Below are 23,445 nucleotides of genomic sequence, written 5' to 3' on the forward strand. Positions count from 1 at the left end.
AATCCTAATTTTAAGCAATGGTGTGAGCGGTTTAATGTTACAGCTGATAGACCTGAGCAAAGGTTTTGTGGATGGTGATGAGTTCCACCCTGTGTTGCAAGGTGCAGAGTTGACGTTAAATCAAGGTGATCAGTTGGCATTAATGGGGGAGAGTGGCTCTGGCAAAAGCACCTTACTCAATTTGATCGCTGGTTTAGATAGTGTTGACTCGGGGGAGATTTGGTTTCCCGGCTTTGCGATGCACAGTACATCAGAGCATAAACGCACCGCCTTTCGGCGTAATAATATTGGTCATATATTCCAACAGTTTAACCTGTTGCCGACTTTAAATGTCGCCGATAATATCCGCTTCTGTCGGCAACTCAAAGGTTTGCCCGAAGACCAAGGTTTATTGAGACAAATTCTCTCCTCGTTAGATTTAATGCCGCTTTTAGGTCGTTATCCTGAAGAAGTGTCGGGTGGTCAACAGCAACGAGCGGCAATTGCTCGTGCTTTGTATATGGAACCCAAAATTCTTCTAGCGGATGAGCCAACCGGTAGCCTTGATGAACGCAATGCTGAAGCAGTGATGCGCTTACTGACTTCATTGAGTCGTCAGTTACAATGTACCTTATTGTTAGTCACTCACAGTGAAAAAGTGGCGCAGCACATGGAAGGTTGTATTCGCTTACAAGGAGGAAGGTTGCATGTTATTGCCCGTAGTTAAAGCGTTACTTGGGCATTATCGTCGCTACCCGTTACAAATTTTTCTCGTCTGGCTGGGTTTAACACTCAGTGTTTCTTTATTAGTTGGTGTGACGGCGATTAATCATCATGCAAAACAAAGCTATCAGCATGGTGAAAAACTGTTTGCCAATCCTCTTCCTTATCGCATTCGACCGAAACATATTGCTAATAAAATTCCTCAAGGTTTTTACGTTCAGTTACGTCGAGAAGGTTTCCATCAATGTGTGCCTATTGATCATTATCGCTTAACCACGATAACTGGGACGGAGTTTTCGCTTTTAGGGATTGATCCGGTAGCGATGCTCCCTCTTAATAATCGTCAGTCATTAAGTGAAATCAGTACGTTAGCCTTATTTAAATCGCCACATCCGATTTTAGTCAGTGATGGCTTTGCAACGTTACAAGGTTGGAATAATGGCGACTACATTTCATTACAAGATGGCAGCCTACTTGGCCCACTATTGATTGATACCAATGGGTTGATTCATGGTACACGAGTCGTTGCCGACCTTTCATTGGTGCGTAGTATTCGTCAAAGCTCTGGGTTATCGGTGATTGCTTGCGGTGATATGCCAAAAGAGAAATTGCAAAGATTAACCGATAGCTTACCCAGTGGAATGGCGTTAGTACGTACCACGCGTAGTGAGTTAGAGTCTCTCACCCAAGCTTTTCATATGAACTTAACTGCACTGGGTATGCTGTCTTTTTTAGTCGGTATGTTTATTTTCTATCAAGCCATGTCGTTATCGTTAATTCAGCGTCAGCCATTAGTGGGGATCTTACGACAAACCGGAGTTTCTGGTTGGCAATTAGCGCAAGCGCTATCGATAGAATTGATCGGTTTGATTTTAATCAGTTGGGCATGTGGTAACGTTTTGGGGTTAGTTTTGGCCAACCAATTATTACCCTCGGTATCTGCTAGCTTAAGCAATTTGTATGATGCAAACGTAGGACTTTCCGTTGGGTGGAGCTGGCGCTGGAGTAGCTATAGTTTACTGATGGCTACTTGCGCTGCATTAGCGTCTTGTGCTTGGCCGTTAATTCGTCTGCTCAAGTCTCAACCGATCCGGTTAACCACACGTTTGTCGATGGTTCGTTTTGCTGGCTCAGAATTTACCTTTCAAGGATTAGTGGCTTGTGGCTTGCTCGTCTCAGCCATCGCGATTTATCAAGCACCGAAAAGTCAAACCTCTGGATTTGTGATCATTACCTTAATGCTCCTCAGCGCCGCGTTGTTAACGCCTTATTTTATTTGGAAACTGTTTGTCAGTTTTTCTTATACTTTACGTGGCGTAAAAATACGTTGGTTTTTTGCGGATGCCGCTGCCAGCATGAGTTATCGAGGCGTTGCGACCATGGCGTTCATGTTGGCGATGACGGCGAATATTGGTGTAGAAACCATGGTCGGCAGTTTTAGAGACACCACGGATAAATGGTTGAATCAACGATTAGCCGCGGATATTTATCTTTATCCAACCAATAGTTCGGCAGCACGGATGACACAATGGCTGACTCAACAACCTGAAGTGCAAGAAGTCTGGCATCGTTGGGAAAAAGATCTCGCCAGTGACAAAGGTATGATCCAAATGGTGAGTACAGGTGATTCTGAAGGTGAGCGGCAATCATTAACCATTAAAGTTGGTGTTCCCGATTACTGGTATCTTCTTCATCAATCCCGCAGCGTAATGATTAGCGAATCAATGGCGTTACGGCTTGGCATTCGTCCGGGTGACTATATCGATTTATCGATGCCTTTAGGACAACATTGGTTAGTGGTCGGGGTGTATTATGATTATGGGAATCCCTACCATCAAGTCATGATGTCTCACCAAAGTTGGTTGCACGGTTTTATGAGTAGCGGCAATGTCTCTTTAGCGGTGACGCTTAACGCTGATCAGGTAACGGAAGGGGAAGCATTACTGACCCGCTTAAATAGTGTCTTTCGTCTTAATTCTGAGCGTGTATTTGATAACCGTTCTATTCATCATCAAGCCATGCAGGTATTTGATCGCACGTTTGCTATCGCTGATAGCTTAAGTAACATTACGCTGTTTATTGCAGTGTGTGGGATATTCTTTGCAACCTTAGCGGGAGAGGTCTCTCGTCAGCGGCATATCTCCCTTTTGCGTTGTTTGGGTGTATCAGGTAAAGAGTTAGTGGTGATTGGTGCGTTACAGCTATTGGTTTTTGGGTTGATTTCCTTATTGATTGCCTTGCCGCTTGGTTTGGCATTAGCAACACTGGTGATTGATGTGGTGATCCGTTACTCATTTGGATGGAGTATTGAGTTACAACTGATGCCAGCCGCTTATGCGAAAACGGCTATGTTATCGATGCTGGCGCTGATTATTTCTGGGGCGCTTCCAGTGATGCGTTTAGTTCGTCAGTCGGCGATTAAATCATTAAGGGATGCATTATGAGCAAGATCATGAGCTACAAGCGATGGTTGGTGGCGATCTTTTTGGTCGCGCTTTGTTTATTGATCTGGCTAGGTGTGACTTATTTTCTGACTTTATCGGCTGATCGTTTGTCACCTGTTACTTATTCTATCGATGGGCAACAGGCGTTTGCTGATGCCTCTCCCGATAATCCCGTACGCCTACCCCAAGATTTTGCTCTGCATCCTCACTATCAACATGAGTGGTGGCATGTATTCGCTAATGTGCAAGATGAACAGGGCCAAGAATACGGGATAGTATGGAATTTCTTTAAGTTGGCCAATGATTCTGAGCAAGGCGTCGGCTGGCAAAATTCGCAACTATTTTTATCGCATGTTGCGGTAGCCAATGCTTATCAAGTTTGGAAAGAACAGCGTATTGCTCGAGGGGGGATTGGTCAAGCCGATGTGACAACACCGCCATTTCGGATGTGGATCGATAACTGGCATTGGCGATCATTAAGTGCGGGGCCATTGCCGAGTCAGTTAGATATTGCCACCGATAATTTTCAATTGGCGATGCATATGACACCTAAAGGTCCTTATATTTTACCGGGCGAACAAGGGTTTCAGCTGCGACAAAATCATCATTCATCACTGGCTTCTTACTCGGTATATGCGCCATTTGTCTCTATTCAAGGTACATTACGTTTAACGCCTTATACACAACCGATAGCCGTACGTGGCCAGGCATGGATAAGTAAAGAGTGGGGCAGCCGCCTGATAGGCCAAGAGCAGCAAGGTTTAGATTGGTTTGTATTACACCTTGATCAACAGCGAACGTTGAGTGTCACTCGACATCGCTACCTGCATCAAAGACCTCATATTTATGGCACCTTGGCGAGTAAAGATGGAAAGGTGACTCATTTGACTGAGCAAGAAATCAAGATGATACCACTGCCATCAGTCAAACTTGCCAATGGAAAAACGTTACCTTTGCAATGGCAGGTCGTGATCGCTAAAGAAAATATCGATATTACCTTGAGCCCACTGAATCCTAATCTGTGGTTAGACTTCACCCAGCCTTATTGGCAAGGGCCCATTCATTCTCAAGGCTCGCATTCTGCTCGTGGTTTTATGCAGCTGACGGGTTATTAGTTTGATCGTAGCCCGTGTATTTTGGCCTAATCCTTCGGGCAGCGTTGGTGGCTTCTTTCTACCCTGTTATCGGCTTATCAGGTAGAGTTACTACATTCCAACGCTTATGCCTTGTATAAAAAACCACTAACTGCTGTAAAAATCAGCTCGAAAAGTTAACAGACCCTAGCTCATGCCTTTTATTGTGTTCAACGTTTAAGCGTATGACGACTCAATAGCTGATTTATCTCCCCATCTTCTATTTTTACCTCATGTTTACCGGTACAAGCATGGCTGTTCATTTTATCGTGTCTTGACTTATTTCGAATTCTGAATTCCTTTCTTTAAAATCAATATTATCATTTTAACTATTTGATAAGTTTTATTTTTATAAATGATCTTTTGATGTGATTTTTGAGTGAACATATTTTATTACATTATTTTTGTCTATTTTAACGACGGAAATTACGTTTGTTTTGTCTTTATAGATCGGATTTTCCGATGTTTAGTTTCATTAGAAGCGATTTTTAAACCGAGCAGCGAGTGAGTAGACTCAGTCTCATCTTCTTGTACCGGATTTATTGTGTTTAGTGTCGTTAGGTACATTTCATCGTTGATTCTTATCATCACAAAGGACGATATCCCCATGATACGCATGATTCGTAGTTTCTTTAAAACAGAAGCCGCGGGTGGAGTCTTATTAGTTATGGCTGCTATTGCGGCTATGTTGATTGCCAATTCACCTGTTAATGAGCTTTATCAGCATGCTCTGCATGCTTATGTCTTCGGTATGTCTCTCTCTCATTGGGTCAATGATGGGCTGATGGCGATTTTCTTTTTATTAATTGGCCTAGAAGTAAAACGCGAATTAATCGAAGGATCGCTAAAATCAAAAGAGCAGGCTTTATTCCCAGCCATTGCTGCTTTAGGGGGAATGTTAGCGCCAGCATTGGTTTACACTTGGTTTAATTCAGCGGATCCTACGGCAAGCCAGGGATGGGCGATTCCTGCGGCCACCGATATTGCCTTTGCTTTGGGGATTATGGCGTTACTGGGTAATCGAGTGCCTGTGAGTTTGAAGGCTTTTCTATTAGCGTTGGCGATTATTGATGACCTTGGCGTGATTATTATTATTGCCCTATTTTATACCAGTGAGCTATCGAGTGTTGCGTTAGCAATGGGTTTACTGACGGCTGGTGGTTTATACTTACTTAATCGTTACAAGGTCACGTCGTTAGTGCCATACTTGATACTTGGCGCAATATTATGGTTTGCTGTCCTACAATCAGGGATTCATGCCACCCTTGCTGGCGTGATGATCGGTTTTGCGATTCCTTTGAAAGGTAAACAGGCAACCTCTCCATCGCCATTAAAGCGCTTAGAGCATTGGTTACATCCATGGTCAACGTTTGCCATTCTGCCGCTGTTTGCTTTTGTGAATGCAGGGATCTCGTTAGAAGGGATCTCGTTAGCGGGATTAACATCAACGTTACCTGTTGGTGTCGCGTTAGGGCTTTTTGTCGGTAAACCGCTTGGCATCTTTACCTTTAGCTGGATTTCCGTCAAATTAGGGATGACAAAGTTACCAGAAGGTATTGATACTCGGCATATTTTTGCTGTCTCGGTGTTATGTGGTATCGGCTTTACGATGTCGATCTTTATCTCTTCGTTAGCGTTCGGTCATGCTCATCTTATTTTGGATAATTATGCCCGTTTAGGTATCTTGATTGGGTCAACCGCCGCGGCGCTGGCGGGCTATATTATGCTACGTGCTACGCTACCGAAAAAAGTATTGCTTGATGAGCCTATTTTAGTGAAGGAGATCAAAGCGAAGTTCTAATCACTCAATGCTTCGCCAATCTAGTCGGCGGATTAAACATAGTGTGATTGGATAGTGGCTTAATGTTTCAAGAGATTGCTATCCTATGGTATTAGAGCCTTAGTTAAGGAGATACTAGGCCTTATTGACTGTTCGAGCCGTATACATGGGTGATGGCAGTAACGTAAGTTCTGGTTGGTGCTGAACCACGATGCATGTGCCTATCTTTACTTTGTGTTAATGCTTCATGGTTTATAGAAAAATCCCTTGAAAGGTCAATATACTCTCAGAAAGCATAAAACTTTGTTTTTATGCTTTCTTGTTTTAGGAAGAGTAAGCTACTCTTCATGTAAGTTGTTTATATTAAAGTATTAACCTTTTAGGATAATACGTAACACGGTTCGCATTCGCCGTTCAGCTTTATTTTTAGTGTGGTTGTCATTTAATCACTTGCATTAGGGAAACGAACCCTTGTTGTCTACGACAGGATTTCGACGTTTGGAGGTCATTAGATGCTATTAGCATTAATGTCAGGTTTTATTGTTGCTTTTTTTGTACCTTGGCTGTATCGCCAATTAGGTGAGCGTGCAGTATGGTGGGTTGCTTTGCTTCCTGCCTTGCTGTTTGTGTATTTCTTAGGCTTTGTTCCGCAGGTGACGGCTGGGCATAGCTTATTATTCTATTACGATTGGATTCCGTCATTAGGTATTTCGCTTGATATTCGTCTTGATGGCTTAAGCCTATTGTTTGCATTATTGATCACTGGGATCGGTACATTAGTTGTCGTGTATGCAGGAAGTTACCTGTCAGGCCACGTCGATCAGCGTAAGCTAGTGATGTATCTTTGTGCATTTATGGGCGCCATGCTTGGTGTCGTGTTAGCGAATAACATTATGGCGATGTTTGTTTTCTGGGAACTGACCAGTATTACTTCATATATGCTGATTGGTTTTCATCATGAGCAAGAAAAGTCGCGTAAATCAGCCTTGCAGGGGCTGTTTGTTACGGTCGGTGGTGGCCTTGCTTTAATGGCGGGAGTCATATTGCTCGGTCAGATTGCCGGTACCTACCAGTTGGATCAAATTGTCCGTCAAGGAGCAGAAATCCAGCAACATAGCCTATTTTTACCAATGATGTTACTGGTATTGGCGGGAGCATTTACTAAATCGGCTCAGGTTCCATTTCATTTTTGGCTACCAAACGCAATGGCAGCACCAACGCCAGTTAGCTCATTCCTACATTCCGCTACGATGGTGAAAGCTGGTATCTATTTAATGGCTCGCTTACAACCAGTCATGGCAGGAGACAGCACTTGGACGATGCTGCTCGTTGGCGTCGGTGCATTGACGATGTTGGTAGGCTCGGTAATGGCGGTGACGAGTACCGATCTAAAACGTATTTTAGCTTATACCACGGTTGCTTCTTTAGGCACCTTAACCTTATTAATAGGGATTGGTACAGAAGCGGCGTTAATTGCTGCCATGGTGTTTTTATTGGCCCATGCACTGTACAAGGGGGCTTTGTTTATGGCCGCCGGTACGGTGGACCATGAGACCGGAACCAAAGACATTCGTCAGTTGAGTGGTTTACGGCGCAGCATGCCACAGACGGCGATTTTTATGTCACTAGCGGCATTAGCTCTAGCAGGTATTCCACCGGTTTTCGGTTTTATTGCTAAAGAAGCGATGTTAGAAGGGCTGTTAACCAGTCCATGGCAAAGTTCATTACTGTTTGTTGGCGTAGTCTCTTCCATCTGCTTAGCGGCTTGTGCCGGACTGGTTGCGATTAAGCCGTTTTGGGGAGAGGTGATCACAACGCCGAAAGAAGCCCATGAAGCTCCTTTTGCTATGCGGATTGGTTTTTCACTCCTCGCAAGTTTAGGGCTAATCTTTGGTTTGATTCCATCATTGGTTTCACCACTCATTACTGCTGCGGCTTCATCCATTTCTGGGTATAAGGTTGATCCTATCGCTTTATCTTTATGGCATGGATTTAATTTACCTTTACTGCTCAGTGCAGTCGCATTAGCAGGGGGCTATTTACTCTTTAAACGCTGGGGCCGTTTAGCGCCTAAAGCTATTTTGGCTAAGCCTTTACTTAACTATGGTCCAGAAAAAGGTTACGACCTCTTTATGCAAGGGTTAGTGATTTTTTCTAAATGGTTAACAGGTCGTGTACAAAATGGTTATCTTTCCAATTACATTTTAACCATCTTTATTACCACCATTGTATTGGTTGGCTACACCATTGCCACGCGCGTTGGTTGGTATGGTACGCTGGATTTTTCTGGCGTTGAGGTTTACGAGATTCTGATCTCGGGCATCATTATTGCGGTAGTGAGTTATGCCTGTATCACCTCGCAGCGTTTGGGTGCGGTTGCAGCGATCGGCGCACTAGGCTTTAGTATGGCGTTGATTTATGTCTTCTTTAGTGCCCCTGATTTGGCGATTACCCAGATACTGATTGAAACGCTAACGGTGATCATGTTGGTCTTTGTATTGTTTAAATTGCCGCGTTTTCAACGCTTATCAAGTTCAGACGTTCGTTGGCGTGATGCTTTTGTCGCCATTGTGTTTGGTGGCATGATGACATTGCTGGTGATGACCGTGACTCAATTTGCCGAACCCGATCGGATCAGTGATTACTTAATTGAAAATAGTTATGTGATAGCAAAAGGACGCAATATTGTTAACGTAATACTGGTTGATTATCGTGCGTTAGATACCTTGGGTGAACTATTTGTTCTTGCTTTGGCCGCCATTGGAGTCACGGCGATGATCAAGTTGGAGAAAAATAAACCATGAAAACAGATAGTGCGTTAATTCTACAAGTCGCGGCACGATTTCTATTGCCAATGTTGTTGCTGTTTTCGATTTTCTTATTGCTGCGTGGACATAATGAACCAGGGGGCGGCTTTATTGCTGGTCTTGTTGCCTCCAGTGCTTTTGCCTTGCATCTGTTTGCTTTCACACCAGTCCAGACCCGACGTCTTATTGGTGTCGATAGTTCACAACTGATGGGGGTTGGATTAATGATTGCCATGTTTAGTGGTGTGATCGGTGTGATTCTGTCCGGCAGTGAATTTTTGACCAGCGTGTGGTGGACGGTTTATCTACCTGGCGTCGGTGAACTGAAATTGAGTACACCATTATTATTTGATATCGGGGTTTATCTGGTCGTTATTGGTATGGTAACGACGTTATTGCTGACCCTTGCTGAAGTGGAGGATTAAGTAACATGACCACTTTATTTGCTTTCGTGATTGGCGGATTGTATGCCGCCGCTCTATTTATGATGTTACGTCGCAGTATTGTTAAGCTTGTTATTGGTTTAATGATCTTATCCAATGCGGCTAATTTACTGATCTTCACCGGAGGCGGGCTAGTGAGAGGTGCTCCGCCGTTGATCCCGGTAGGAATGACCGTACCGTTTGCTGATATTGCCGATCCACTCCCACAGGCTTTGATATTAACGGCGATTGTGATCAGCTTTGGCGTACTGGCTTTTGCCGTAGTACTGATACATCGCGCCTATAAAGTCATTGGTGCGGATGACATGAACAAAATGAAGACGACAGATACTCAATTATGATGTTATTAATGCCTATTCTTATTCCTATGTTTGCAGCGGCATTATCGATGGTCATTTGGCGTCATCGAAAGCTGCAACGTTGGGTTAGTGTGCTTTCCAACTCCACACTATTGATTGCTACGTTGATTTTATTCCACAACGTGTATTTAAATGGAATTCAAGTTACTCACTTGGGGGGATGGCAAGCGCCGTTTGGTATCTCCATGGTCGCCGATTTACTGGCGGTGACGTTAGTTACGTCTTCTGCTTTTGTTGCGTTATGTGTTTCCATCTATGCATTGGCAACCATGAGCGAAGAACACGAAGCGTTTGGTTTTTATCCATTATTGCATCTGATGCTGGCTGGGGTGATCGGTGCTTTCTTAACTGGCGATATCTTTAACCTCTACGTTTGGTTTGAGATCATGCTGGTTGCGTCATTTGGTCTATTGATCCTTGGCGGTGAACGAGCCCAAATGGAAGGGGCATTAAAGTATGTGACCCTAAACTTATTATCATCGGCGTTATTTTTATCAGCAATTGGTTTGTTATACGCTTATGCTGGTACATTAAATATGGCTGATTTAGCGCAAAAGCTAGCGGCATCCGACAACCCACAAATTGTCACGTTAATCTCGTTGCTCTTTTTGGTGGCGTTCGGGATTAAAGCAGCAGCGTTCCCGCTGTTTTTCTGGCTACCTGCATCTTATCACACACCACCAGTAGCGATTTCTGCGATTTTTGCTGGCCTATTAACTAAAGTTGGCGTCTATTCGTTGTATCGCGTGTTTAGTTTGATTTTTATCTCCGATGTGGCATTTACTCACCAAACTATTTTGTTATGGATGGGGATCTTCTCCATGGTGGTGGGTGTGTTAGGGGCTGCGGCTCAATTTGAGGTTCGACGTATCCTTGCTTTCCACAGTGTCAGTCAGATTGGTTATATGCTGTTAGGCTTAGCGTTGTTCACACCGTTAGCTATTGCTGGTGGTATTTTATACGTCGTACACCACATGATTGTGAAAACTAATTTATTTTTGATCAGCGGCGTGATGTATCGTCGTTACGGTAGCTACCAACTGGATAAGTTAGGTGGGTTATACCGTAGTGCGCCTTTATTAGCGTTCTTGTTTGCGATCAGTGCTGCATCGTTAGCTGGACTTCCGCCATTCTCTGGTTTTATTGCTAAATATGTGGTGATAACCGGAGGGATTGGTATTAGCCATTGGATTGCCGTTGGTTCTGCGTTAGCGGTTGGCCTTCTAACACTTTATTCAATGATTAAAATTTGGGCAGAGGCTTTTTGGAAGAAATTACCTGATGATGCGCAAACGAATTCACCGATGAGTGATAGTGAACGTTTCTGTATGTACGTTCCAATCATCCTTATGGTGTTAATGAGTGTTACCATCGGTTTATGTGCAGAGTGGTTTATTCAGCTGATGAATGCTACCGCTGAGCAGGTGATGAATCCACAAGTTTATATTGATGCGGTACTTGGAGGTCAGTCATGAAAGCCTTTGGATGGAATATGCTGCTTGCCTTGGTATGGCTCATCTTATCGGGTACCTATACCATCTCTAACTTATTTGCTGGCATGCTGATGAGTTACGTGATTTTGGCTTATTTGCTACGAGATAGCCCAACGTTTAAAGCCTATTTTAAAAAATTACCGAAAGTGATCAGTTTTGGACTGTTTTTCATTTGGGATTTAATTAAGGCTAATGGGCGAGTGGCTTATGATGTATTAACGCCGACGCATTTAATGAAACCAGCCGTGATTGCGATTCCTCTCGATTTACGAGACGAAGGGGCGATCACTATGTTTGCGACATTAATTACCGTCACACCGGGATCTTTGGCATTGGATGTGGCCACCGATAGAAGCGTGTTGTATGTCCATTTAATGTACTTTGAGAATGAAGCTCGTCAGATTGAAGAGTTCAAGCGTCTTGAAGCTCGTGTGATTGATTTACTGGGGTAACAGACTATGTTGAATATTGTTTATACCCTTTGCTTTGCCATGTTAGCAATTAGCTTGGTTTTGGCAACGGTACGTTTATTAAAAGGTCCATCTTTACCTGATAGGGTGGTGGCCTTAGAGTTAATGGCCTCTTTAACCGTTGGCTTAGTCGTGCTCTACAGCATTCGCTATCAACAGCCTTATTTTATTGATGTGGCGATTGTGTTGGCCTTAACGTCATTTATGGCAGCGGTCGGTTTTTCCCGTTATTTAGAAAAACGAGGACACAGAGACGATGACTGATTTAATTATTGCGATACTCATTCTTACCGGCTCATTTTTAATGTTGCTAGCAGGCATTGGTATTAACCGTATGCCAGATTTATTAACTCGCATGCATGCAACAACCAAAGCTGGGGCATTGGGTGTTGGCTTGATGGTGGTGGCGTTTGCTGTGGTTAACTGGGGAGACATGGCCTTTGTGGTACGAGCTCTCGCTGTAGTGGTATTTGTTATCTTGACGGCACCGATTGCTGCTCATGTTTTAGCTCGCGCTAGTTATTTTGTTGGCGTACCACAGTGGGATGGTGTCGTGAAGGACGTGATTAAAGAGCGTTATGATCTAGAAACGCATGAATTGGCCAGCCGTCATTTACCCGTCAAAGAAGCCGAGCCCGCGGGTAAAGACCACGACAACAAAAGCTAGGGTCAACCAACTCTAATTGCTCTTTTATTATGTTTAATCATCAACCTCTAGTGCATGGATCATGCGCTAGAGGTTTGTTACCACTTATTGCTCAAGAGTATGAATGATACAGTGATTATTTGGCTGAATGATAGAATAAAAATCATTGCGAACGCGGTCAATTTTATGTTAACGTCCGCCTCAATCTCGGACTGCGTTTTCTGGGGGATACGCGTGGTGAACATTCAAGCTGATTGCGGCACCACGTAGGGTAGGTATCAGCAAACCTTTTGCTGATAGACGGGATACTCTTGCTGTGGAAACAGCATGTGAATGGGAAACCCAACATTGAACTCACTTAACTTACACACATTAATAATCAGCTTTGTGCTTCCTCTATGCCCTGTTTATCAAGACAGCAGCATAACCGAACCTTGATTCTCTGTTTTAGTGATTTGCCATTTACGCTAATGGTCCGTATTCCGAAGGTGTCTTACGACAGCATCGGAAATTTTGCTATTTGTCATTTTTCCTCGCACGACGATGAATAATGGACAGAATTTTAACCATTTCAAGGGGACGAAGATGAGTACAGCCTTTGAAGTCGATAACACTATCGCAACCTGTTTTTCCAACCAAGTACCAATACTAGATGGTCTTTATGATCTAACGCCTGATCAAGTTTTGCTTGATCAAGCCGAACACGAATCCGCGGTACGTTCTTACCCACGTCGTTTACCGATTGCGATTAAACAGGCTTTTGGCTGTTTAGTGGAAGATACCCGTGGACAGCTTTTCCTCGATTGTTTAGCTGGCGCAGGAACGCTTGCGTTAGGCTATAACCATCCTGAAATCAATCAAGCGTTGAAAGACCAGCTCGATTCTGGCTTGCCTTATCAAACCTTGGATATAGCGACTACGGCAAAAACCCATTTTATTAAAATAGTGAAAGGATTTTTACCGACAGAACTTGCTGAACAGTGTGTCATTCAGTTTTGTGGTCCTTCTGGTGCGGATGCCGTCGAAGCCGCGATTAAATTAGCCAAGCAAACGACTGGTCGTAATACCATGTTTGCGTTTCGTGGCGCTTACCACGGCATGACCAATGGGACGATGGGTATGATGGGCAACCTAAATACCAAGGCACGTCGTACCGGTTTAATGTCCGATGTGCATTTTATGCCCTTCCCATACAGCCTGCGTTGTCCGTTTGGACTCGGCGGTGATGAGGGAGCCAAAGCCAGCATTCGTTATATAGAGCGCTTATTGCATGATGACGAAGCCGGTATCATGAAACCCGCTGCCATTATTGTCGAGCCCGTGCAAGGTGAAGGTGGCGTTATCCCTGCGCCAGCATTTTGGTTACGTGAGTTGCGCCGTATCTGTGATGAACATGGCATTTTACTGATTTTCGATGAGATTCAGTGTGGGGTTGGTAAATCTGGTTATCACTTTGCGTTTGAAGAGTCAGGAATCATCCCTGATGTACTTTGCTTATCAAAAGCGATTGGCGGTGGTTTACCGATGTCGATTTTGGTGATCAATAAACAGCACGATACATGGCGTCCAGGCGAACATACGGGTACTTTCCGCGGTAACCAATTAGCGATGATCTCTGGAGCTAAAGCACTAGAAATTATTGTTCGCGATAATTTGGTTGAGCACGCCAATATTGCGGGACAATACTTACGCATGGGCTTAGAAAACATTCAACGCCGTGTGAATTGTATTGCCGAGGTTCGTGGTAAAGGTCTGATGCTTGGCTTAGAAATTCAAGATCCAAGTGGTGAGCTGAATAAATTTGGCGAGCCTAAATCGGCACCACAATTAACGCTGGCGATTCAACGCGCCGCATTAGAGCGCGGACTAATTGTTGAGAAAGGCGGACGTGATGGTTCGGTGATCCGCTTCTTACCACCATTGATCATCTCTTTCGAGCAAATTGATTTTGCATTACGTGTGTTAGAAGAAGCCATTCTTGCGGCTGGCGGAGGCTTGAAAGAACCTGAAGCCGCGAATGAACAGTGGAAAAAGCACTTTATCCATACTGGGCATTTAGGCAGCCAAGCGTTCGCTCAAGTAATGAATCACACTACGGCTGCAATGAAAGCAGTATTTGAGCAAGTTAATGCGCCTTATTCGGGGTTAGAACCAAAGATCCTCGAAAATGCGATTAACGCCGTTGATCTGGATAATAAAAATGCGTCTTTGCACGATGTGATTTCAGATACTGCTGAACTGATTGCTAAAAATTCGATCATTGTTCAGCATCCAGATTGTATTGCTCACTTGCACACTCCACCATTGATGCCATCGGTAGTGGCTGAGGCGATCATCGCGTCACTCAATCAATCCATGGATTCTTGGGATCAATCTTCTGCGGCAACCTTTGTTGAGCAGAAAGTGGTCGATTGGATGTGTGACAAATACCACTTAGGTTCACAAGCGGACGGTATTTTTACCAGTGGTGGCACGCAAAGTAACCAAATGGGCTTGATGTTAGCTCGTGATTGGATTGCCGATAAATTAAGTGGTCATTCGATTCAAAAACTTGGTTTGCCTGACTATGCCGATAAGCTGCGGATTGTGTGTTCGAAAAAATCACACTTTACGGTACAAAAATCTGCATCTTGGATGGGCTTAGGTGAAAAAGCCATTCTTGCTGTTGACGCATTGCCAAATGGCACGATGGATGTCACTCAGCTAGACGCTGTGATGCACCAAGCGAAAGCGGAAGGGTTAATACCTTTTGCGATTGTGGGTACGGCAGGGACAACCGATCACGGTGCCATTGATGACTTAGTGGCGATTGCCGATGCCGCTCAGCAACATGATCTATGGATGCACGTCGATAGTGCTTATGGCGGCGCGCTGATTTTAAGTAGTCACAAGCAGCGTTTAAATGGTATCGAACGCGCTGACTCTATTAGTGTCGATTTCCATAAGCTGTTTTTCCAAACCATCAGTTGTGGTGCGTTACTACTGAAAGACAAACACAACTTTAAATACCTGCTTCATCATGCGGATTATTTAAACCGTGAACACGATACGTTACCAAACTTGGTCGATAAATCGATTGCGACGACCAAACGCTTTGATGCGTTAAAAGTGTTTATGACTATGCAAAACGTGGGACCACAACAAATGGGTGCCATGTATGATCACTTGCTTGAGCAAACTCAACAAGTGGCGCAGCTAGTTCGCCAGCATGACGCTTTTGAACTGTTAGCTGAACCTTGTTTATCTACCGTGTTGTTCCGCGCGGTAAACACACAAGCGTCTGATTTAGATGAACTGAATAAAACCGTTCGTCTGCAGGCCTTGGTACGCGGTGTCGCTGTACTTGGCGAAACCATAGTGGATGGCAAAACAGCTTTGAAATTCACAATCTTGAACCCATGCTTAAAGATTTCAGATTTTGAATCTTTACTGGCTAAAATTGAAACTCTAGCGGTTGAGCTAGCGAAATAAAGGTAACGGATACTATGTCAATTCTACAGATTGGTGCGGGCGGTGTTGGTTGGGTAGTTGCTCACAAAGCAGCGCAAAACAATGACGTACTGGGTGATATTACCATTGCTTCTCGTTCTATCGGGAAGTGTGAGAAGATCATTGAATCCATTAAAGGTAAAAATAACCTTAAAGATTCGACTAAGAAGCTAGAAGCTCGCGCAGTGGATGCCGATGATGTTGCTGCACTTGTTGCGTTGATTAATGAGGTGAAGCCTGATCTAGTGATCAATGCTGGTCCTCCTTGGGTTAACGTCACAATTATGGAAGCTTGCTACCAAGCAAAAGTCTCTTATCTAGATACGTCAGTGGCTGTTGACTTATGCACAGAAGGGCAGCAAGTACCAGAAGCTTACGATCCGCAATGGGCATTTCGTGATAAGTTTAAACAAGCAGGTATTACCGGTATTTTGAGTGCGGGTTTCGATCCAGGTGTGGTGAGTGTATTTGCCGCTTATGCGGTCAAACATTTATTTGATGAAATTGATACCATCGACGTGTTAGATATTAACGCGGGCGATCATGGTAAAAAATTCGCCACCAACTTTGATCCAGAAACTAACTTACTGGAAATTCAGGGTGACTCTTTCTATTGGGAAGAGGGACAGTGGAAAAGCGTTCCTTGCCATACCCGTATGCTGGAGTTTGATTTCCCTAATTGCGGTAACTTTAAAGTCTATTCAATGTCTCATGACGAGATTCGTTCGCTACAGGAATTTATTCCAGCTAAACGGATTGAATTCTGGATGGGCTTTGGCGATCGCTACCTGAATTACTTTAATGTGATGAAAGATATTGGTTTACTGAATCCAGAGCCATTAACTCTGCATGACGGAACGGTAGTGAAACCATTGCAAGTGTTAAAAGCCATGTTACCCGATCCAACGTCACTCGCTCCTGGTTATACCGGATTGACCTGTATTGGTACTTGGGTTCAAGGTAGAAAAGACGGCAAAGAACGCAGTGTCTTTATCTATAATAACGCTGATCACCAAGTGGCTTATAAGGATGTTGAGCACCAAGCAATTGCTTACACGACGGGTGTACCGTCGATTACTGCTGCGCTACAGTTTTTCCGTGGTGAGTGGGCTGAAGCTGGAGTATTCAATATGGAGCAGTTGAATCCCGATCCGTTCTTAGAAACCATGCCATCGATTGGTTTGGACTGGGATGTGATTGAACTTGAGCCAGGACAGCCTGATATTAAAATTCTCAAGTAATGATCGCTGAGGGCATCCTAGAACTGATTGCTTGGATATTGATTCTAGAGATGTGAAATAAATACCGCGTGTTTAAAACAGCAGCTACTGAGTAGCGGCTGTTTTTTCCTTTTTAGGATATTTCCAGTAATGAAAGTCACTGGATATGAATAGGAATAAAATCAGATGCAAAAGAGTGAATTAAACACCCCTTACTTCATGATCGATGAAGCGAAGTTGATCGCTAATTTGGAAATCGCTAAGCGTTTAAAAGAACGTTCAGGGGTTAAATTAGTGCTAGCATTGAAATGTTTCTCGACTTGGGGCGTGTTTGACATCATTAAGCCTTACCTTGATGGCACGACCAGCTCGGGCCCGTTTGAAGTCAAGCTAGGTTATGAGAAGTTTGGCGGTGAAACTCACGCTTACAGTGTTGGTTACAGTGAGCAGGATGTTAAAGAGGTTGCTGATATTTGCGACAAAATGATCTTTAACTCTCAATCTCAGTTGGCGGCTTATCGCCACTTGGTGAAAGGTAAGGCATCACTAGGTTTACGTTTAAATCCGGGAGTGAGTTATGCGGGGCAAGATTTAGCTAACCCTGCTCGTAAATTTTCTCGTCTCGGAGTACAGTTTGATAAGTTAGATACCAGTGTTTTCGACTCTATCAATGGTGTGATGTTCCACATGAACTGTGAGAACAAGGATGTGGACGCATTTATTGCGCTGCTTGATGCCATTTCTGACAAGTTTGGTGCTTATCTCGATAAACTTGACTGGGTAAGCTTAGGTGGCGGTGTCTTCTTTACTTGGCCGGGATACGATGTAGATAAACTCGCCGATGCGCTGAAAGCTTTTGCTGATAAGCACAAGGTTCAGTTGTATCTTGAACCGGGTGAAGCGATCATCACTCAAACCACAGATTTAGTCGTGACCGTTGTTGATATTGTAGATAACGAAATGCAAACCGCGATTGTTGATTCGGCGACAGAAGCGCATCGTCTTGATACTTTGATTTATCGTGAGCCAGCATCGGTACTCGAAGCCAATGAACAGGGTGAACATGAGTATGTGATTGGTTCTTGCTCTTGTCTTGCTGGCGATCAGTTCTGTGTTGCCAAGTTTGCTGAACCATTACAGATCGGGCAAAAGCTGCATATCATGGACAGCGCCGGTTATACCATGGTGAAGCTAAACTGGTTTAATGGCCTAAAAATGCCATCGGTGTATTGCGAGCGCCGTGATGGACAAATCATTAAATTAAATGAATTTGGTTATCAAGATTTCAAACGTTCTTTGTCTCAGTGGTCGGTTTAACTTTTGTCTGCTTAGCACTGCATAACAAAGGGAGGCGTTTATGCCTCCCTTTGTTATTGGAGCAATTTTATTTAAGATTCTAACATTACCCGAGTATCTTCACTGAGTGCTTCCAGCTCTTTAATGACATCTTCAATCCGGATTTCTGCTGGTAAACGAATGGCCATCGTTGAACTAAATAGACTCGAACTCACGCCACCACCAGTTGCTAAAAACACTCGTTGACAATCCATATCAAGAATATTGATCCCTTGCCCATCAAGTAAATGGGTGATTTCATTAACAATCCCAAACCGATCATTGGCATCTAAGCGGACGTGATAAATCTGCTCTTCTTGGTTTGTTTGTGCTTCACAATCAATAATTTGTACCAGCAATTCGGAGTGAGATTGAAAGGCGGATTTCACTATGTCCGCGTTGTTTTGCGGTACTTCAATTTTAATCACCGCAGCCACTTGATTGTCGATGAAGTTGACTTTGCTGATTAGCCATTTTCCCTCATTTTCATGAGTGATCGCCGCCAATTGTTTGATCGTTGCGGCAGTGGCTGTGCCAACAAAGTTTACAATAAAAGTACTATTCATAATGACCTCCTAGCATAGCCTGAACGCTTATTATCAGTGTAGGCGGTTATGATGAATAAAAATTGAGGTAGGTCAATGTTTGCGAAAAGGATACCGATCAAGGTCTGATAATTCTATTTTTCGCACAAAAGTCATTGAATAAGGTGACCTTTAGCGAAAAGGCCACCTTGAGAATCCGTTAAAAAGAAATTTTAAAATCAATACCATAGAACTGACTATCGTATTTTGCACCGGAATTGAGGGCAAATTTAGCCGCATTGCTATCACCAAACCAAGGTGTACTTTGGAATGTCACTTCAGCACTACCACCCCAAGCATCACTGACCCAACTATGAATGTGTCCAACAGGATTCAACAGAAAGAGGCTGACGCTGCCTAGACGTTGAGAACCAAATACTTCACCACCATTGGCGACAATGTCTTGCTCTTTCTCAAACATCAGTTCTCCGACTACCGCGCCAAAGAAAGGGGTAATAAAGAGGTCTTGCCAAGAGGGGACTTCAGCAAACGCTTCTACACCATACTCCCAGAAGAAACTCGACATCGTGGCCGAATAAAGAAAAGACTCAAATTCATTAAAGCCAGCATGTCTTGCCGCGGTGTAGTACACCCCGCCAAAATATGGATGCATAATATAGTTCAGAAAATGCTCATCGCGATCCCACGTTGGTCCAGAAGTGACATTATCTTTCCATTTTCGGCCTAAGCCACTTAGATTGCGGTCCTCTTCATCCCATTTTGTGATCGATTCAGGGAGCAGAGTCATCAATCCTACCGTCGCAACACTGAGTCCTAATATGGTGTATGTTTGACCTCTTAAATAAGCCCAGTCCCGAGTATCTGAAATGGTTAAATAACGCGGTAGTGATGAATCTTCGATCTTTAGTGTTGGTTGTTGCTTTAATGGTGTAACAAAAGTGAGTTGCGAAGGAACTACGGCTTCTGGCTGATGACAAACGACTTGTAGACAGTCGACATTATAAGATAACTCTATATGTTGGGGCATTTGATAGTACGCCGCATTGGCATAAGAAGTGCAAGATAATAGCAATGCAAGACTATATTTTTTAGGCACAAAACGCTCCAATCATTAAATAAATCGTTGTTGATGGGGTCAAACGGTTGAGTTTTTAGCTCGCTCAACATGCTCAGTAGTATAAAGGGTTAATTATCCATGAAAATGCTCATGATGAAAATGATCAATAGGCTTATTCATTGAACGACTTACCGCTTGCGGTCATTTTCAGTGTTCAAGTATAGCGTTGGTTCGGATTTAAGCATTCAACCAAGTATATCTAATGCCATCGGTTGGTTATACTGATGGCTATAATGAGAAACGAGTACTCAAATAAGGTCAAACTATGCTCAAGATAGCAATGTTAAGTACTGGAGAAGAGGTATTGCATGGTGACATCGTCGATACCAATGCGGCTTGGTTATCACAGCTATTTTTTGAAAATGGCTTTAGTCTCACCAAACGTTCTACGGTAGGTGATAGTCAATCTGCCTTGGTCGAAGAGTTGTTAATGCTCAGCTTCAATAATCAGGTCGTCATTGTGAATGGTGGATTAGGCCCGACCAGCGATGATCTCAGTACAGCGGCGGCGGCTCAAGCCGCTGATCAACGTTTAGTCGTCTTTCCTGAATGGGTTGAAGTATTACAACGTTTTTTTGCTCAGCGCCAAAAAACCATGCCAGACAGTAATCTTAAACAGGCGATGTTACCAGAGAAAGCGACCCTGATTGATAACCCTATTGGTACCGCATGTGGATTTAAATTGTCTATCAATGATTGCTGGTTTTATTTTACGCCAGGGGTGCCAAGCGAGTTTAAGTTGATGGTTCAGCAACAGATTTTGCCAGACCTACAACAGCAGTTTCCGCAACAAGTCGGTTTTGAATGCAGCAAGTTGTATACGTTTGGTAGCTCGGAATCCGGGCTTTCCGATAAGCTTGATAAGTTACAGCTTCCACAAGGTTATCAACTTGGCTATCGCTCGTATTTGCCTTTTATCGAAATTAAACTTTTTGGCCCGGCTAATGATTTAGCGACACGAGTCAGGGTATTACAGCTGATTCATTCGCATATTGAAGCTTATGTGGTGAGTGTCGATGAACCTATGCTGACTCATCTTGGGCATTTATTGCGAGATAAAGGACTGTCGTTATCGATAGCTGAGCAGGCGACGAAGGGATGGCTTTCCTATTGGTTACTCAGTGATGAGCAAATTGCTCGCTTAAGTGGTCATAGTTGGATATTAAGTCATGGTGCTGAAGCCGGACTGAGTGAACAAGAGCCTCTTGCTGCGGTATTTGCGTTGGCAGGAGCGACAAAAGAGAAGTGTGCCACAGATCTTGCGTTAGTAAGTGGTCCACTGCAAGACGATGCCTTTTGTTTGGCATTATCGACCCCTCATGGCGAATGGGCACAACAGTTAAAATTTAATCGTACTTATTCTGCAGACGATCAAAAGCAGCTGATCGCAACCATTGCGGGGGATATGCTACGTCGTTATTTGTCAGCGAAGCCGATATTCGCTCACTATAGCAGTGTAACGAGCCTTAAAGAGATGCATTTACCAGCTAGCATGCTCAATAAACAACCATCTTGACCTGATAAGATGGTGATTTACCAACTTATTACCAGAGACGTTTTAGATAAGCCGCAGTATGCCTAATTAGTCTAAATAGTAACCGTTTGATTTGCTGAAGCTTGCCCTTTTAGCTGAAAAAATGATCGATCCAGCGAGTGAATTTATCTGTAGACTAACAACTCGCTCGATTCATTTCGGCAGGAGGCTGGTATGTTCCATCAATCTAAAATTCTCGTTTGGTATAAAGTCGCAAGTCAAAAAGTTATCTTAGGTGAGGCGTTAATTCATCAACATCAAGATGTGGTTTCACTTTGGCTGCATACCCCAATAGAAGAACCGAATAGAGAGGATTGCTCACCAAATCAATACGGTTATCAATTGTCTCTATTTGATGATGGGGGAAGGGAGATTGCGCAAAAATCGGTATCAGGAAGTACGGTCGATAGACTGTTATTTGGTATTAAAGCCAGCGCATAGTGCTGGCTTTAGATAAACACGAGAAGTTAAGCGCGCTTGGCTTTTGGGCGATAATTCACCCCAACCAGCTCAAGTGCGCTTTTTGCTTTGCAGATACAGGGTAGAATTTCATTACCTTGCGTATAAGCCATCGCAAAACCAACATATTCCACTTCACCGGAAACAAGGGTGCAGCGGCACGCGCCACAGTGCCCGTCTCGGCAATTATATTCTGGCTCTAACCTCGCTTGTTCCATGCTTTCTAGCAGCGTATTAGAGGAATTAGACTCAATGGTTACGGTATTGTTGATTTTGATACTGGCCATTACAGTTGGAAATCCTCAAAGTCATCAGCATTGACTTCATTATCAATTTGACCGACTAAGTACGAACTTATCTCCGCTTCTTGTGGGGCAACTTGAACATTATCAGAAGATAACCACGCATTAATCCAAGGGATCGGATTACTGGTTGCTTTTGGATAAGCTGGCTCTAGGCCGACGGCTTGCATGCGGATATTCGTAATGTATTCAACGTATTGGCATAAGATGTCGCGGTTTAGACCAATCATCGATCCATCTTTAAATAAATACGCTGCCCACTCTTTTTCTTGTTCAGCTGCTTCTTTGAACAAATCAAAACATTGCTGCTTACATTCTTCAGCGATTTGCAAGAAGGTGAAATCATCCAATCCGTTACGAAGCAGATTAATCATATGCTGTGTACCGGTCAGATGTAATGCCTCATCACGAGCAATCAATTTAATGATTTTCGCATTCCCTTCCATCAGTTCACGTTCGGCAAACGCAAACGAACAGGCAAAACTAACGTAAAAACGAATCGCCTCTAGCGCATTAACCGACATCAAGCAGAGATAAAGCTTCTTCTTTAACTCAGTCAAACTAACATTAATCGTTTCATCATTAAGCTGGTGTTTCCCTTCACCAAAACGATGATAATCATTCGTCGCTTGGATTAAGTCATCGTAGTAATGGGCGATGTCTTTTGCACGCTTAAGGATATGCTCATTTTCAACAATATCATCAAATACAACCGCAGGATCATTGATGATATTACGAATAATATGTGTGTAAGAGCGAGAGTGAATCGTTTCAGAGAATGACCACGTTTCAATCCACGTTTCAAGCTCAGGTAATGAGACTAAAGGAAGTAGCGCAACGTTCGGGCTGCGTCCTTGAATAGAATCGAGCAGAGTTTGATATTTTAAATTAGAGATAAAAATATGCTTTTCATGATCAGGTAATTTACCATAGTCGATTCGGTCGCTCGATACATCGACTTCTTCTGGTCGCCAGAAAAAGCTTAATTGTTTTTCGATCAGTTTTTCGAAAATTTCATATTTTTGCTGGTCATAACGAGCAACGTTGACTGGTTGACCAAGAAACATAGGTTCTTTCAGTTGGTCATTTTTTTTCTGAGTAAAAGTGCTGTAAGCCATAGTGGTTTCATCCGTTTAGCCCCTTACTCTGCAAGGGGCATACAAATTA

The 23,445-nt window shown here is 43.5% G+C and carries 20 protein-coding genes; 16 read left to right on the plus strand and 4 right to left on the minus strand.

The features are described from left to right. The first annotated feature begins 34 nt into the window (after positions 1-34). From FKQ60_RS00175 to nspC, 14 genes are all read left to right on the plus strand, one after another. Positions 35-706 carry an ABC transporter ATP-binding protein gene (locus FKQ60_RS00175; RefSeq protein WP_004395380.1) on the plus strand — a complete coding sequence of 224 codons (672 nt, stop codon included), beginning with the start codon at positions 35-37 and terminating at the stop codon, positions 704-706. Beyond that, entirely contained in the window at positions 687-3,146 is a 2,460-nt protein-coding gene (locus tag FKQ60_RS00180) for an FtsX-like permease family protein (protein WP_170905829.1), read from the plus strand. The genes FKQ60_RS00175 and FKQ60_RS00180 overlap by 20 nt, the downstream gene beginning before the upstream one ends. Further along, complete coding sequence (locus tag FKQ60_RS00185) at positions 3,143-4,261, plus strand: lipocalin-like domain-containing protein (RefSeq protein WP_170905830.1); 1,119 nt, start codon at positions 3,143-3,145, stop codon at positions 4,259-4,261. Before FKQ60_RS00180 ends, FKQ60_RS00185 begins: the two co-directional genes overlap by 4 nt. Before the next feature lie 625 nt (positions 4,262-4,886). Then, positions 4,887-6,080 carry a Na+/H+ antiporter NhaA gene (nhaA, locus tag FKQ60_RS00190; RefSeq protein ID WP_170905831.1) on the plus strand — a complete coding sequence of 398 codons (1,194 nt, stop codon included), beginning with the start codon at positions 4,887-4,889 and terminating at the stop codon, positions 6,078-6,080. 491 nt (positions 6,081-6,571) lie between these two features. Then, positions 6,572-8,863 carry a putative monovalent cation/H+ antiporter subunit A gene (locus FKQ60_RS00195; protein WP_004395373.1) on the plus strand — a complete coding sequence of 764 codons (2,292 nt, stop codon included), beginning with the start codon at positions 6,572-6,574 and terminating at the stop codon, positions 8,861-8,863. Then, the gene (locus FKQ60_RS00200; RefSeq protein WP_040904350.1) at positions 8,860-9,291 is read left to right on the plus strand and encodes a Na+/H+ antiporter subunit B; all 432 of its coding nucleotides are present in this window, start codon (positions 8,860-8,862) and stop codon (positions 9,289-9,291) included. Before FKQ60_RS00195 ends, FKQ60_RS00200 begins: the two co-directional genes overlap by 4 nt. 5 nt (positions 9,292-9,296) lie before the next feature. Next, positions 9,297-9,650, plus strand: coding sequence for a Na+/H+ antiporter subunit C (locus FKQ60_RS00205; RefSeq protein ID WP_040904349.1), 354 nt, complete (start codon positions 9,297-9,299; stop codon positions 9,648-9,650). Further along, positions 9,647-11,143 carry a Na+/H+ antiporter subunit D gene (locus FKQ60_RS00210; protein ID WP_040904348.1) on the plus strand — a complete coding sequence of 499 codons (1,497 nt, stop codon included), beginning with the start codon at positions 9,647-9,649 and terminating at the stop codon, positions 11,141-11,143. The genes FKQ60_RS00205 and FKQ60_RS00210 overlap by 4 nt, the downstream gene beginning before the upstream one ends. Continuing rightward, positions 11,140-11,613, plus strand: a complete 474-nt coding sequence (locus FKQ60_RS00215; protein ID WP_040904346.1) for a Na+/H+ antiporter subunit E — start codon at positions 11,140-11,142, stop codon at positions 11,611-11,613. Before FKQ60_RS00210 ends, FKQ60_RS00215 begins: the two co-directional genes overlap by 4 nt. A gap of 6 nt (positions 11,614-11,619) precedes the next feature. Further along, a complete protein-coding gene (locus tag FKQ60_RS00220) occupies positions 11,620-11,895 on the plus strand; it encodes a cation:proton antiporter (RefSeq protein ID WP_040904345.1) in 276 nt (91 codons plus the stop codon). Further along, positions 11,888-12,298, plus strand: coding sequence for a monovalent cation/H(+) antiporter subunit G (mnhG, locus tag FKQ60_RS00225; protein ID WP_040904343.1), 411 nt, complete (start codon positions 11,888-11,890; stop codon positions 12,296-12,298). The genes FKQ60_RS00220 and mnhG overlap by 8 nt, the downstream gene beginning before the upstream one ends. Before the next feature lie 564 nt (positions 12,299-12,862). Next, positions 12,863-15,748, plus strand: a complete 2,886-nt coding sequence (locus FKQ60_RS00230) for a pyridoxal phosphate-dependent class III aminotransferase (protein WP_170905832.1) — start codon at positions 12,863-12,865, stop codon at positions 15,746-15,748. A 14-nt stretch (positions 15,749-15,762) separates the two neighbouring features. Continuing rightward, positions 15,763-17,007, plus strand: a complete 1,245-nt coding sequence (locus tag FKQ60_RS00235; RefSeq protein ID WP_170905833.1) for a carboxynorspermidine synthase — start codon at positions 15,763-15,765, stop codon at positions 17,005-17,007. Positions 17,008-17,172: 165 nt separating this feature from the next. Continuing rightward, a complete protein-coding gene (nspC, locus tag FKQ60_RS00240; RefSeq protein ID WP_170905834.1) occupies positions 17,173-18,303 on the plus strand; it encodes a carboxynorspermidine decarboxylase in 1,131 nt (376 codons plus the stop codon). 71 nt (positions 18,304-18,374) lie between these two features. Here nspC and FKQ60_RS00245 read toward each other — a convergent pair whose 3' ends face one another. Continuing rightward, positions 18,375-18,887: an ACT domain-containing protein gene (locus FKQ60_RS00245; RefSeq protein WP_004395364.1), complete on the minus strand. Its 513-nt coding sequence runs from the start codon at positions 18,885-18,887 to the stop codon at positions 18,375-18,377. Positions 18,888-19,065: 178 nt separating this feature from the next. Beyond that, positions 19,066-19,962, minus strand: coding sequence for a DUF3943 domain-containing protein (locus FKQ60_RS00250; protein ID WP_158143932.1), 897 nt, complete (start codon positions 19,960-19,962; stop codon positions 19,066-19,068). A gap of 286 nt (positions 19,963-20,248) precedes the next feature. On the opposite strand from FKQ60_RS00250, the gene FKQ60_RS00255 reads away from it, so the two are divergent. Continuing rightward, a complete protein-coding gene (locus tag FKQ60_RS00255) occupies positions 20,249-21,499 on the plus strand; it encodes a CinA family nicotinamide mononucleotide deamidase-related protein (protein WP_170905184.1) in 1,251 nt (416 codons plus the stop codon). A 192-nt stretch (positions 21,500-21,691) separates the two neighbouring features. Continuing rightward, positions 21,692-21,958: a hypothetical protein gene (locus FKQ60_RS00260; RefSeq protein ID WP_040904342.1), complete on the plus strand. Its 267-nt coding sequence runs from the start codon at positions 21,692-21,694 to the stop codon at positions 21,956-21,958. Between the two features lie 26 nt (positions 21,959-21,984). Here the strand turns inward: FKQ60_RS00260 and yfaE are convergent, their stop codons facing one another. Beyond that, positions 21,985-22,263 carry a class I ribonucleotide reductase maintenance protein YfaE gene (yfaE, locus tag FKQ60_RS00265; RefSeq protein ID WP_110167010.1) on the minus strand — a complete coding sequence of 93 codons (279 nt, stop codon included), beginning with the start codon at positions 22,261-22,263 and terminating at the stop codon, positions 21,985-21,987. Further along, positions 22,263-23,396, minus strand: a complete 1,134-nt coding sequence (gene nrdB, locus FKQ60_RS00270; RefSeq protein WP_004395360.1) for a class Ia ribonucleoside-diphosphate reductase subunit beta — start codon at positions 23,394-23,396, stop codon at positions 22,263-22,265. The genes yfaE and nrdB overlap by 1 nt, the downstream gene beginning before the upstream one ends. Positions 23,397-23,445: the final 49 nt, after the last annotated feature.

Origin of the sequence: Vibrio sp. A11, assembly GCF_013048705.1 — a bacterium.
GTDB lineage: Bacteria > Pseudomonadota > Gammaproteobacteria > Enterobacterales > Vibrionaceae > Vibrio > Vibrio metschnikovii.

What these genes read in the sequence shown, in the direction of transcription:
- FKQ60_RS00260 (WP_040904342.1), top strand. Translation starts at nt 21,692, where the DNA reads ATGTTCCATCAATCTAAAATTCTCGTTTGGTATAAAGTCGCAAGTCAA.
- FKQ60_RS00230 (WP_170905832.1), top strand. Translation starts at nt 12,863, where the DNA reads ATGAGTACAGCCTTTGAAGTCGATAACACTATCGCAACCTGTTTTTCC.
- FKQ60_RS00235 (WP_170905833.1), top strand. Translation starts at nt 15,763, where the DNA reads ATGTCAATTCTACAGATTGGTGCGGGCGGTGTTGGTTGGGTAGTTGCT.
- FKQ60_RS00195 (WP_004395373.1), top strand. Translation starts at nt 6,572, where the DNA reads ATGCTATTAGCATTAATGTCAGGTTTTATTGTTGCTTTTTTTGTACCT.
- FKQ60_RS00185 (WP_170905830.1), top strand. Translation starts at nt 3,143, where the DNA reads ATGAGCAAGATCATGAGCTACAAGCGATGGTTGGTGGCGATCTTTTTG.
- FKQ60_RS00180 (WP_170905829.1), top strand. Translation starts at nt 687, where the DNA reads ATGTTATTGCCCGTAGTTAAAGCGTTACTTGGGCATTATCGTCGCTAC.
- FKQ60_RS00220 (WP_040904345.1), top strand. Translation starts at nt 11,620, where the DNA reads ATGTTGAATATTGTTTATACCCTTTGCTTTGCCATGTTAGCAATTAGC.
- FKQ60_RS00200 (WP_040904350.1), top strand. Translation starts at nt 8,860, where the DNA reads ATGAAAACAGATAGTGCGTTAATTCTACAAGTCGCGGCACGATTTCTA.
- FKQ60_RS00255 (WP_170905184.1), top strand. Translation starts at nt 20,249, where the DNA reads ATGCTCAAGATAGCAATGTTAAGTACTGGAGAAGAGGTATTGCATGGT.
- mnhG (WP_040904343.1), top strand. Translation starts at nt 11,888, where the DNA reads ATGACTGATTTAATTATTGCGATACTCATTCTTACCGGCTCATTTTTA.
- FKQ60_RS00215 (WP_040904346.1), top strand. Translation starts at nt 11,140, where the DNA reads ATGAAAGCCTTTGGATGGAATATGCTGCTTGCCTTGGTATGGCTCATC.
- yfaE (WP_110167010.1), bottom strand. Translation starts at nt 22,263, where the DNA reads ATGGCCAGTATCAAAATCAACAATACCGTAACCATTGAGTCTAATTCC.
- FKQ60_RS00205 (WP_040904349.1), top strand. Translation starts at nt 9,297, where the DNA reads ATGACCACTTTATTTGCTTTCGTGATTGGCGGATTGTATGCCGCCGCT.
- FKQ60_RS00245 (WP_004395364.1), bottom strand. Translation starts at nt 18,887, where the DNA reads ATGAATAGTACTTTTATTGTAAACTTTGTTGGCACAGCCACTGCCGCA.
- nspC (WP_170905834.1), top strand. Translation starts at nt 17,173, where the DNA reads ATGCAAAAGAGTGAATTAAACACCCCTTACTTCATGATCGATGAAGCG.
- FKQ60_RS00175 (WP_004395380.1), top strand. Translation starts at nt 35, where the DNA reads ATGTTACAGCTGATAGACCTGAGCAAAGGTTTTGTGGATGGTGATGAG.
- FKQ60_RS00210 (WP_040904348.1), top strand. Translation starts at nt 9,647, where the DNA reads ATGATGTTATTAATGCCTATTCTTATTCCTATGTTTGCAGCGGCATTA.
- nrdB (WP_004395360.1), bottom strand. Translation starts at nt 23,396, where the DNA reads ATGGCTTACAGCACTTTTACTCAGAAAAAAAATGACCAACTGAAAGAA.
- nhaA (WP_170905831.1), top strand. Translation starts at nt 4,887, where the DNA reads ATGATACGCATGATTCGTAGTTTCTTTAAAACAGAAGCCGCGGGTGGA.